This window comes from Haloferax sp. AS1 (assembly GCF_014530665.1).
GTDB classification, from domain to species: Archaea; Halobacteriota; Halobacteria; order Halobacteriales; family Haloferacaceae; genus Haloferax; species Haloferax volcanii.
In genome coordinates this window covers 464,466-476,811 of the sequence record NZ_SPSA01000002.1, presented here as the reverse complement: position 1 = coordinate 476,811, position 12,346 = coordinate 464,466, and the positions used below count along the sequence as shown (strand labels likewise).

At 56.5% G+C, this 12,346-nt stretch carries 6 protein-coding genes; 5 read left to right on the top strand and 1 reads right to left on the bottom strand.

Features of this window, described 5'->3' with window-relative positions:
• Positions 1–92 precede the first annotated feature (92 nt).
• A complete protein-coding gene (locus tag E4P24_RS16855; protein ID WP_163489362.1) occupies positions 93–464 on the bottom strand; it encodes a hypothetical protein in 372 nt (123 codons plus the stop codon).
• 303 nt (positions 465–767) lie between these two features.
• Between E4P24_RS16855 and E4P24_RS16850 the strand changes: the two genes are divergently transcribed.
• From E4P24_RS16850 to E4P24_RS16830, 5 genes are all read left to right on the top strand, one after another.
• Positions 768–2,057: a site-specific DNA-methyltransferase gene (locus tag E4P24_RS16850; RefSeq protein ID WP_163489363.1), complete on the top strand. Its 1,290-nt coding sequence runs from the start codon at positions 768–770 to the stop codon at positions 2,055–2,057.
• A 46-nt stretch (positions 2,058–2,103) separates the two neighbouring features.
• Entirely contained in the window at positions 2,104–3,771 is a 1,668-nt protein-coding gene (locus E4P24_RS16845) for an McrB family protein (protein ID WP_163489364.1), read from the top strand.
• A gap of 1 nt (position 3,772) precedes the next feature.
• Positions 3,773–5,071 (top strand): hypothetical protein, encoded by a 1,299-nt coding sequence (locus tag E4P24_RS16840; RefSeq protein WP_163489365.1) that lies wholly within the window; start codon positions 3,773–3,775, stop codon positions 5,069–5,071.
• Positions 5,072–5,435: 364 nt separating this feature from the next.
• Positions 5,436–8,492 (top strand): PD-(D/E)XK nuclease family protein, encoded by a 3,057-nt coding sequence (locus E4P24_RS16835; RefSeq protein WP_188148870.1) that lies wholly within the window; start codon positions 5,436–5,438, stop codon positions 8,490–8,492.
• Positions 8,485–12,120 (top strand): exodeoxyribonuclease V subunit beta, encoded by a 3,636-nt coding sequence (locus E4P24_RS16830; protein ID WP_188148869.1) that lies wholly within the window; start codon positions 8,485–8,487, stop codon positions 12,118–12,120. The genes E4P24_RS16835 and E4P24_RS16830 overlap by 8 nt, the downstream gene beginning before the upstream one ends.
• The last annotated feature ends 226 nt before the right edge of the window (positions 12,121–12,346 follow it).

The window sequence follows — 12,346 nt, the reverse complement described above, 5'->3', positions numbered from 1 at the left end:
TCTGGAAACAGACCCCTATATGTCAGTTGAATCTAACTATTCACCGTATCTGACAGGTTGTATACATCGCCGGACCCAATCAATGCATCTCTCTACTGTTCTACGTCTCGGCCTATCTTTTCCTCAATACGATCAAGATTAGTCTGGACATTACCTGGAGAGTAGTTGAGCATACGAGCAATCTGTGATTGTCCATAGCCTTGTTCCTCGTATAAATATTGAATCACAGATTGTGTTGGAGTTAACTCCCCACGAAAGGCAAGTTTACTAATTGGCACAGGGGACTCACCTCGAACTTGGCCAGAAGTAGAAGTCACAACTAGGTTTTTAGACTCCAATTCAGAAATAGCAGTCTCAATATTTTCTGTGTCCTCATCTAGCCTTTTGACCAACTCTGAGACTGCGAGAGACCCATCTGCTTCTAAAGTCTCAAGAACCCGCTTTTGGAGATCCACCTCAGTCATTACTGCCACCTGTCTTGCCTAACACAAAGACCGTTATCCATCTGCCTTTACCACGATGTGGTAAAAATTTATATTGGGCCGACGTATATGCCTTAGTAACTCCACCAACGGGGGTTATCAACATCTATGACAGAAAAATGGAAATTAGAAGTTGCAAGGTCGACAAAGAAAATAGCAGAAACGTTGCCGGAACTCACAGAAGAGTTACGACGGTTTAACAACCAACACGAAGAACGTTGTAACCGTGAAGACAGAACCGAAATTGACTCGGCAGACTCGCCACGTTCTGCGAATAACTGACTTATGACGAAGAAAGAAACTCGGCGGGAGATCAAGCCACGGTCTGAAGTCCCTGCTAGCTATGAAGAAATCGTTCAGGATGTCCCTGATCGCTCTATAGATACCAACCTAGCCTCAAATCTGTCTGGAATGCGTAGCGCTCATTTCAAGAAAGTCGTACGGGAGGGATTTGATGAGACCATCTCATCTACCACGTCTCTTCAAACCGTTGCGAAAGTGTTTGCCCGTTCGAGGCCTTCCCCTTCCATTCTTTCGCAGAAACATTTCACTACTGAAGAAGGCCAGGAGGGTTTGCTGGACCTGATTGACTTTGTTGAGACCCGGGAGGGAGAAGACGGTTCTCCAGATGATTTAGAGAAGAATCAGATTCTCCACGGTTCGGCCTACGACCACTTCCACGAGATCCCGACTGAAAGCATTCAGACTGTTGTCACTTCCCCGCCATATTGGGGGATGAGGGTTTACTCTGAGGAGTTTGATATCCAGTGGTCGGATGGTACTGAAGTTGCTTTTGGCGGCGAGTCTACACCTGAGGACTATATCCGGCATACCATCGAGACATTCTGGAAGCTGCGTCCTCTTCTCACCGACACAGGAACTATCTGGTGGAATGTGGGCGACGTCTACAACACTCGAACACAGATTCGAGCAGACTCGCTTGAGCGGATGGACGCTGTGAAGAACGGTGAGGAGATCACTTGGGCCGAGCGTAATGCGAAACGACACTCGGCAGGCCACGAATACCTGAGAGACAAGGATCTGACCCTGATACCATATCAGATTGCTAAAGGTCTTCAGAGAAGCGGATTCTGGGTTCGCTCAGTCATCACTTGGGAGAAGGAGAACGTGGTTCCGGAGACGGTCCAAGACAGACCTACGGTCGGCCATGAAACGATTCTGCTGGTCTCGAAATCGAAGCGGTACCAGTTCGATGAACAAGCATGGCGAGATTCAAACAACGTAGGAAAGAGAGGCCGAGAAGAGCCTAAAAACCTGCGTACTGTCTGGAAGTTCAATACCGCACCAGGGAAGGACGCTCACGGTGCTCCGTTCCCTATCGACCTGCCTGGGCGCTGTATCACTCTCGCTACGGACCACGGAGACGTTATCTACGACCCGTTCCTTGGCTCTGGTACTACTGCTGTGGCCGCGAGCAAACTTGATAGGCCTTGGATAGGATCTGAAATCGCGGACAAGTACATAGACATCATCAACGAACGCTTGGAGAACGAGACCTCTACTGTTCAGCCCGCTTCTGAGTCGTCGCTCGACCAGTTTATGGACGAGTCGTAGACAACGACCTCGCTTTTGAAGTACCCCTGGCATAAATAGCCGGATAATGTCGCACACCGAGGGATCGTCCTCTTCTGCTGGAAGCGAAGCGTACCACGTCAGTCTTGACAGGATCGGGGAGGCCTTAGAGAACCTGTACATATCTCGTTCTCGCCAGGCGCCGGTCAACTACATCAAATTCTGGTTGCTGCTCAAGTACAAAGGTCTGGAGTACGGCGGTGAACGCGTCAAAGTTGACACAAACAACGTTGAAGAAGAGGCGATGGAAGTCATCGGCGTCGACCATATCTCGGAGTACATCGATGAGAATGATCGTCCGTTCTATGATCCGTTCACCTCTCAGGCGCTCAAGAATGACATCTCCCGTTGGTTCTGGCAGTCGAACACGAAGAAATTCCTGACTAACAACGTTACGACTGCTGACCCTCGGTCTTGGCTGTCGTTCACCCAGGATAATGGTGGGTTCTACGTCTCTTGCCAAGATGAGTACTATGAGCACTTGGGGCAGGGACAGGACGGTTTCGCCTACGATGATGACTCCCGTGTGTCGATCTCGTTGATCGACATTATGGCTTGGTATTTCCGCTACGAAACATTTTCCGAGGAACTCTCGTATTCAGAGTTGCGGGGCAGGTTCAAAGAGAGATTTAATCTCGATGAGACTGAGTTGAGCCTCATGTTCGATGAGTCCGATACTGACATGTCTGGGTTCTATTCGACTGATTTCGATGAGTATGAGTTGGCCCGGATGGTTGCGGAGAGATCGGATTCATCTGCCTCCGACCTTTCAGATATGGAACCGGAGCCGGTCTTCAGTGAAGATAAACAAGATGTAATCATCAAGAGCACCATGGACACCACCTACGATCTATTTGACCCAGACATAGATCCAACTGAGGACGCCGTGGAAGCGATCACAGAGGACGGAGAGAGAAACCTGTTGTTTGTCGGCCCGCCGGGCACGGGTAAGACCCGGAAGGCTTTCGATATCTCAAATGATATCGGTGTGAAGCGGTTTTTCTTCCAGTTCCACCAGTCCTATTCCTATGAAGACTTCGTCGAATCCTACGAACCGGTCGTTGAAGATGGAACAATTGAGTTTGACGAAGTGGAGAAAGGCTTCCGTAAAGCCTGCCGTTACGCTCAGGACGACGCCGATGACGACGAGTACGTGTTTGTTATCCTTGATGAGATAAACCGTGCAAACGTCTCAGAAGTATTCGGAGAGCTATTCTCTCTGATCGAGTACCGTGAGGAGATTGAGGAGATGGATGTCGATCAGCAGCTGATGTACTCCGACGACCAGCTGATCGTACCAAACAATCTCGTGATCATCGGCACGATGAACAACCTCGACAAGTCGACTGAGGAAATGGAGTTCGCACTTCGCCGTCGGTTCTCTGAAATCGAGGTGCCCCCATCGACAGGGGAGCTTCGGAATATTCTGGATAAACAGGAAGGTCATGATTGGGATCCGGAGGAACTCGACGAATTGGCATTGCTGCTCAACATGGTCAACGATGAAGGTGAGTACCCCTTGGGACACACCTACTTCAAGGACACAAAAGGCCTAGACGAACTGTTGAAGACCTATAGACGGAGGATTAGGCCTTCCATCAAGCAGTACTTCGGAGAGTACCAGGAAGAGCAACTCGAACTGGTAGACGATCTGTTCCAGCAGGCGGCTCGAATGGAGCTCTCGGACGTCAGCTAATATGAGCGTCTTGGACACCCGTGAGATAGATCTGCCAGAAGGGGTCTCCGGACCACTAATAGAGAACAGCTCCGGTGACCAGAACCGGTTGGGCCCGGAGTTTAACCCTGGAGTGCTCCCGGACAATTATCAGAACTATCTCACGCTTGAACTAGATGGCAGAGGCGGCTATGTCGCAAATACAGGCCCGTACGTTGGAATCATCCCGTGTAAGGACGATACGTTTCTCCCAATCAAGCCAAAGACAGAGATATCTAATCTGACCTACTTTCTCCGGGAGAGTGGGCGGATGGCCCATGAACTGGATTCTCCTTTCGACGAAGATGTCCCTTATCAAACGATAGTCGACAAACTGACCGGGATGCATGAGCTCTTCATCCGTCAGCTGCTGAACCAGCTTGACCGGGTAAAGCGGAACGGTCTGCTGAAAGAACGGGTCTCCGAAGACGTTGTCCTCCCCCGTGTCGAAGGCCGTGTAAATGCCCGAAACTATGCTCGCAACGTCTACCGAGGCCGTGCTCGGGCGATCCCTCAAACCAAAAGCACTCAGACAGTCAATAATCTCCCTAACCAGTTCCTGAAGTTCACCCTGCGAAAACTGGTTGATGCCCACTTTGTCGATATCGAACAAGACGAGATTGCTCATCGCTTGGATTACTTCAGACCGGTCAAGTCACTCGATCGATCAGTAGATTTCCGGGAGGTGAAGGATGTAATTCGTCGAGCGGTCGAGGAACGTGATTTACCTCCTTCTCGCTCATACTATCTCGCTCCGCTACAGCTTGCGCTGCTTATCATCGATCAAGCGGATATCACTCTGGATGAAGAAGTTGAAGATGAGTTCCAGAGCTTTATGTTCAAAATGCATGAGGCGTTCGAGGACTATATCCGGAATATCGTCGGAGACCACCTCGACGAGCGGGGATACAACGTGTTCAATGGAGAAGGAACATCCCATAGCATCGACCTTTATGATTCCCGCAGCACGGATGTCCGTAAGTTAGAACCCGACATTGTCATCTCAAAAGGTACCAAAGACGTCGGAGTAATTGATGTGAAATATAAAGATGAACTCTCAAATAACGACCACTACCAGCTTTGGACCTACAAGCGGCAGTACGACGTCGATTACGCAGCATTCATTTCGATTCCACAACCCCCACAACAGGGCGCTAGGAAAGAGTATTATAACCGGAAAAAGTTCGATGAGAAAATTTCGAACTTTCGATTCTGGATGGGGGATTTTGAAGAATCAGAAACTGCTCTATTTGGTTTCTTAGACGAATTGATTGGCTATTGAATCATTCTAAATATTGGCTGGATGGTGTCAATACTGATTGATTAAGACTATATATCTCTGGAATCATGTGGCGCCCAACTCTGCCACAGTGTCACTCTGATACAGGTACTGGATTTTAGTAACAGCACACGATATTCTCCATTCATTATTAAAACACGCTCTGTAGGCGTATCCTAAACTATCAGCCTCGCCAAGAGTGAAGTGAGACCGATATCTTGGTAGGGAGTGTTCGATGGATTCAACGCTTCTCACCGGCCCGAAACACGCCCGATTGGAACAACGGGCATTTCAGCGGGCTGATGACATGGCAACCGACTCTCTGGGGAGTATCCTCTACATAACGCGGAACGACGCTCGCCGGAGTATGGTCGAGGACAGCTGGGCCGTTTCCCACGAACCTCTCCGTCTTCGTGCTGAGACGCTCGACGCGGTCGTTCGGGAGTGGTACGAGCATCTCCACGGCCCGGTCCAACCGCTCTCCGGGCAGCTGAACCGTCGACTCGCGGAGTACGCGCTTGACCGAACAACAGCCGAGACAGATGGCGCTCTTGCTGGCGAACCGGCCTCTGCCGCCCTCGCTGATTCGTTCAGTAGCCGCTTCTCACTCTTCGACGACGCCGGCGTCGGTACCGCTGACGCGCTCGAAGCGGAGTTCGAGGGCTCAGACCTCGATGGTCGTATCGCGACAGCCACTGTCGACGCGTACCAACACTACCTGGATCTCCACGGAGGCTACGTTGATGAGTGGATCTGTACCCGGAGAGAAATGTTCGACGCCGTGGTGACGGCGGAGCAATCACTATCGGCGTTCTCCCCGGAACTGGATGTCGTCATCCTTTCCGGGTATCACGAGTTCCGTCCTGTCGAACGACGCCTCATCGAACGCCTCGTCGACGAACTTCCAATGATCGCACTGCTGCCGCTCCACCAAGATGGCCGGAGCGGAGTCGACGCCGTTGCGGAGGACGCCTTGGATGTCTACGAAGTACTTGATTTTGAGACAATGGAACTCGAGCCCGTCGACGAGTCAGGGCAGGCCTTTGGAACGATCACCGAGTCGCTCTACCGCCCGGCCCCGGATGCTATCCCTGTTCCAGACGGCCTCCGGTGGCGGGAACTCCCGACGCCCGAGCGTGAGATTCGCTTTGTCGCTCGCGAGCTCCGCACCGAGTTGGTCGATGGCCGTGACCCCGACGACATGGCCGTCGTCATCCCCGGGATCGAGACCTATTCGGGGTACGTCGAGGACACGTTCGATACGTTCGATATTCCGCACGTCACGACCGCCGCCTCACAGCTGAACCGGACGTTCACCGGGAGTGTCGTCCACGATCTCCTGAACCTCGCCGAACCGGACCCGCGGGCCGAGGACCTCACGTCCCTGTTAGCAAATCCACTGGTTGACGTCGTCGACACCGACCAAGCCAACGCCGTCACGGCAGCTGCTCGCCGGCGTGACACGGTTTCTGTGTCACCCCTGCTCGATGACGTCAACGGCGAGGCGGCGGCTCTGATCGAGGGTCTGCTGGCCACCCTGGAGTCGCTGCGAACGGAGGATATCGAAGCCGCAACCGAAACGCTCCGTCGACTGTTGGACGATCGATTCGGCTTGGAGGCGGCGACGGAGGACTACGCCAGCGGTGCCGAGCAAGCCGTCGAACAGCGAGCCTACGACCTCGTAGACGAGGTCCTCTCCTCGTTCGAGTCGCTGGCGGCAGTCAATAGCGACCTCTCTCCGTTGGCACTGTTCACCCGTGCGTTCGATGGCGTGCCGATTCGGGTTCCACAGCGCGCTGCTGGCGGCCACGTTGAGGTGATGGGGCTGCTCGACGCCCGGATGCGCTCGTTCGAGAAGGTGTTCCTCGTGGGCCTGACGAGCGAGCACTTCCCGGTAACGCCGGAGCGCCCGGCCTTCTTCGAGGAGATGATCGACGCCCACCCGCGGTTCGACACTGGCGACGAGCGCCTCCGGGGGCGCTATCTCTTCGCGACGCTCCTCGCGAACGTCGACGAACTCACGATCACCACACCAGAGACGGGTGACGACGAATCCGCCGTCGTCCGGTCGCCGGTCCTCGACGAACTCCAGCGCGTGACTGGCATCGAACCCGAAAATGGCGTCGACGACCGCGTGGGCTCCCGCGAGGACCTTCAGCGGCATGTCGCTGCAACGGCCGACCGGCGTGCGGCAGTCAGCCGCGCCGGCGACCGAGGTGACCTCTCCCCCGAGCAGACGAAGCGCACGGATCGGGGACTCCACTGTGCGGCCAACAGGGGAACGGCTGGCCTCTCCGAACACGATGGCGTGTTGGATCCCGAGACAGTCGATGAGGTATACCCTCTGTCGGAGCGGGAACCCTACAGCGCGAGTCGCATCGAGCGATACGTCGAGTGTGGGTTCAAGTTCTACGCCGACGAAGTGCTCGGAATCGAGGATCCCGACGACGTCGAGGTCGTCCCTACGCCCCTCGAAACCGGATCGTACGTCCACGACGTCCTCGAACGGTTTTTCGCGGATCTGCAGGACGAGACGGAGGATGGTGTCGATCTCACAGACTTCGACCGGGACGACCTGGCGACGCACCTTCGCGAGATCGCCGTTGAGGAACTCCGGGATGCTGACTTCGAGTACGACGGCCTGTTCTACGAACGGTGGAAGGCGGAGCTATTCGCGGGCTTGGGTGACGGCGAGAGTGCTCCGTACGAGGCCGGGAGCAAACCCCACGACGCACCAGAACAGGGGCTGTTCGCTACCTTCCTCGATAACGAACTCTCGCGGGACGGCGCTGACCGACCACACTTGTTCGAGGCCCCGTTCGGCGAGGGACTTCCCGACTCGGATGCTGGGCCGTTCACAGTTGAGCGACCGGACGGCTCGACTGTCTCGATTCGGGGATACATCGACCGCGTTGACGTGGGTCGGGATGGCGAACAACCGACGCTCACGCTCTACGACTACAAGACTGGACGGGCACCGTATATGACGAAGACGACCGGCGGCACGAAGTTCCAGCTCCTCATCTATCTGCTTGCTGCCGCCGAGGTCGTCGACGGTGATCTGTTCGAACAGGGCTCGCTCTCGGCGACATACTATCAGGTGCGACCACCAAACGACCTCAAGGTTCCACGTGGCGTCGAATCGAAGTTCGATTCAGAGGTCGAACTCCGCCGGTTCCTGAACGATGTCGTTCCGGAGTGGTTGGGCCAGATCGACGAGGCGATTGGCAACGGACGGTTCCACACGACGCTTCTGTCCGCCCGCGGAGCGAACTGCCGATACTGTGACTACCGTCGGGCGTGCGATGTCCGCCATCACCGCAAGCGGGAGTTCGTCGACGAGGTTCACAAGGACGATGCAGCGTATGTTCCGCTCCGTGTTCGCGACAACGAGGACATCGAGGCGGTGATGAGCGATGACTGAGGGCCCCGAGGAGATTCAGCTCACAGATGAACAGGAGGACGCGCTCGTCCAGGGCCGGAACGTCGCGATCACTGCCGGCGCCGGGACGGGGAAGACGACCGCGCTCACCGAGCGGTACGTGACGATACTGGCCGACAACCCGTCGCTCACGCCGGAGAACATCGTCACAATTACCTTCACGCGAAAGGCTGCTGCCGAACTGACCGAGCGCGTTCGAGAGGAGGTGTACGACCGGCTCAATGCTGTCAACTCTCCAGAGGCCTACAACCGCTGGCGAAACGTCCTTGACGACCTGGAGGACGGCTACGTCCACACCATTCACGCGTTCTGTACCCGGGTCTTGCGAGAACGAGCCGTTGAGGCTCCGGTGCCACTCGGCTTCGATGTTCTCGACGAAGACGGTGCAGCGACACTCCAGCGCGAAGTCGTGACGGAGTTCCTTGAACGTAATCAGGACGATGACGATGTTGCGCTCCTTGCCCAGCTCTGGGGTCGCGACCAGTTGGTCGATGTACTCGCTGGATTACTCGACGAGCGCCCCCAGAGCGAGTCCGTCCTCAAGGCGTGGCGTGACGCCGATGTCGACGACTACGTCGATATCTGCTGGGAGGTCGTCTGCGATCTCGACGTTGCCGACGCTCGGCAGACGTTGTATGCGGACGGACTCGTTGAGCAGCTACGAACGGTCGCGAACCGCGTGGACCGTGAGGACACTATCGCCGACGAGGACGGCCTTCGAGCCTACCAGACCTTCACCGAGGTCGCGACGACACTCTCGGACGATCCGGAGGAAAGTGATCCTCGCGACTGTCAGCGGGCAATCCTCAAGCTCTACGAGGCCTGTGAGAAGAAGAACGGCGGCCTGTACAGCAGTTCGGGGTACGTCGTCGGTGACCGGGACGAGTGGGGTGAGTACGGTGACGTCTACGACGACCTGAAAGACGCCATCGACACGGTCATCGATGCCGTCGAACCGCACGCGGATGCGGTCGAGACGACGCCGGGGGGACTGGAAGAGAATAGCGCTCACTACGCGCTGGCTCTGATGCGGGTTTTCGACGACGTCCTCGCAACCTACACCGACGAGAAGGACCGCCGGGATACTCTCGACTTTCCCGACGTGATCGAGACGACCCTTGAGTTCCTGCGAGCCAACGATGCCGTCACGGAGCGGCTTCGAGAGCAGTTTGCGGCCGTGATGGTCGACGAGTTCCAGGACACGGACCCGCGCCAGTGGGAGTTAATCAAGCTCCTCACGGGCGTTGACGAGCAGGCGGCGTCGAACGTCTTCCTGGTCGGCGACGAGAAACAGAGCATCTACGGATTCCGTGGGGCCGACGTGACGACGTTCGGGGATGCGCGCAGAGAACTCCAGACCGTCAACGAGGCCCGTGGGGTTGACGACGTTCCCGACAGCGATGCCGCGAGTCCGACCGCGCTCGAACTCTCCGGGAACTTCCGGACGCTGGACGAGCCGCTGTCGTTCCTGAACGAGCTCTTCGAGTACCTATTCCAGCCGGAGGGTGACAGCCACGAACCCCACGAAGCGCCACCGCAGGAGTTGACCACACAACGCGACCGTATCGAGGACATCGAGGGACTGACCGGGAGTGTCGAGTATCTCGCTGTCCCCGACGACGCCGATACGGCAGCGGAGCTCTTCGGCGACGACCATCCGGTTGCCGAAGGCGCGCTCGACCACACTATCGAGGCCGAGGCGCAAGCGCTCGCTGCTCGACTGACCCACCTGTTCGACGATCCGCCGACAGTCCAAGACCCCGATACAGGTGCCCATCGTGACGCTACGCCGGACGACACGGCTATCCTCCTGCGCCGGCGAACGCATCTCGACCGGTATCAGCGCGCCCTCGAGGAGTACGACATCCCCTACACTGTCGTCGGTGGCGTCGGGTTCTACGATACGCCCGAAGTCCAGGCGCTCACGAACCTGCTTCGAGTTCTCGGTGATCCACAGGACGATGTCTCCCTCTACGGGGTGCTTCGGTCGCCGCTGTTCGGATTCGCGGATGATCGCCTCGCACCGGCGGTCGCAGAAGCCGATTCAGTGTGGGATGCGCTCGCCGAGGCGGACGATCCACAGCTCGCGGACGCGTTCGACCTCCTTACGACGTGGCGGACCCTCAGCGGCTGTGCGACGCCGTCCGAAGATGGCGTCCTCCCGTGGCACCGCTTGCTGTCCTGGGTGATCGACGACACGGGGTATCTGGCGAGTGTAAGTGCTGACGAACGCGGTCGACAGGCCGTCGCGAATGTCGAGAAGTTCCGCGACCAGGTTCGTACCTGGAGCGAGAACGGTGTTCACACAGCTGCCGGGTTGCTCCACCGGATCGACCGCCAAGCCGAGATCGACCCTCGTGAGGGGGAGGCAGATATCCCGGGTGACGCCGAGGGCGTCCGGGTTATGACGATCCATTCCGCGAAGGGACTCGAGTTCCCGATCGTCGCCGTCCCCGATCTCGGGAGTGATCTCAACTTCGGCCGCTCCGTCGACGACCATGGCTACGTTCGACTCGTGGACGGAACTGATGACGCGCCGCCGGTCCCGGCGGTCGGCGGGCCGAATCCGGGCGATGCGTTCTCCATCGAGAAGACCGCCGTTCACGAGTACGCTGACCGACAGTTCCGTCCAAAGGAGAGGGCGGAGTCGAAACGGCTCCTCTACGTCGCGTGTACACGAACGCGGGACCACCTCCTTCTCTGCGGCACGCACGACATCGACGTTGACGAGTCCGGTGCAATCGAACTTGGGGAGCCTGCTGCCTTCGACGATGCAGACCGGTGGCGCGACTGGTTACAGCCAGCCCTCCTCGATGGAGCACTCATCGTCGAGGCGATTCGGGATGGACAGGCCCGTGGCGAGATAGATGGAGCCAGCTATACTGTTCGCAGGCCGCCGCGCCCAGTAGACTGGTACACCGACGACGACGCTGTTGATTCAGCGCCGGAGATCTCGATTCCTTCACCGCCGTCGTTATCGCCGGCGAAACGGATCGCGGCTACGACCCTCGTGAATGCGGTGGCGGATGCGTCTACGGACGGTCATAGTTACTCTCAACGTGAGGGGTCGGCGGGTCTGAGCCCTACGACGTTCGGGACGGTCGTCCACCGAATCAACGAACTCCGACCGCCGAGAGCCGAGTGGCCCACCCTGATCCACCGTTTGAGTCGGATGACCGGTGAGGAGCCGACAGAAGCAGACCTCCGTGAAGCTGTCAACCATGCTGCTGATGCAGTCGAATTTGTGGACCACATCGAGTCCGATGCCCAGCTTCAGGAGGTTCACGACGAGTACTCTGTTGTCGCTCGAATCGATGAGTCGCGGATTGTCGGTGATATCGACCGGCTGCTCGTCACCCCGGATACATTCCACATTATCGACTACAAGACCAACGACCTCTCGGCTACGACACCGGATGAGCTCGCGGAACACTATCGACCGCAGATGCTCGCGTACGCTCTCGCACTCCTCCAACATGACCGGACTCGTGACGTACGAGCTTCATTCCGGTTTACTGACGAGGGGATAGAGGAGCGGTTCCATTGGGTGTCGGATCAGATGACTGAGATTGAATCTGAACTACGGTCAATGGTGGATTTGGTAGATTAAGCCCCCCGTTTTCCCAATATGCTCACCTCTCGATAGATCTAGATGGACTCTGGGTGACTGCCACTAGAAACGAATAGAACGAACCAAACGAACGCAACGAGGATGTTTCGCGTAATGAACGAATATACCGGAACGAGCCGAACCTAAGCTGGAACAGAGGGAGCTCAATGACAGTAACGAATGAAACGAGTGAAACGAACAGAATGAATGTAACTAACACATTCCT

Bases quoted from the DNA above. Each gene is read 5' to 3' on its own strand.
- E4P24_RS16855 (WP_163489362.1), bottom strand. From the start codon at position 464: ATGACTGAGGTGGATCTCCAAAAGCGGGTTCTTGAGACTTTAGAAGCA.
- E4P24_RS16850 (WP_163489363.1), top strand. From the start codon at position 768: ATGACGAAGAAAGAAACTCGGCGGGAGATCAAGCCACGGTCTGAAGTC.
- E4P24_RS16845 (WP_163489364.1), top strand. From the start codon at position 2,104: ATGTCGCACACCGAGGGATCGTCCTCTTCTGCTGGAAGCGAAGCGTAC.
- E4P24_RS16840 (WP_163489365.1), top strand. From the start codon at position 3,773: ATGAGCGTCTTGGACACCCGTGAGATAGATCTGCCAGAAGGGGTCTCC.
- E4P24_RS16835 (WP_188148870.1), top strand. From the start codon at position 5,436: ATGGTCGAGGACAGCTGGGCCGTTTCCCACGAACCTCTCCGTCTTCGT.
- E4P24_RS16830 (WP_188148869.1), top strand. From the start codon at position 8,485: ATGACTGAGGGCCCCGAGGAGATTCAGCTCACAGATGAACAGGAGGAC.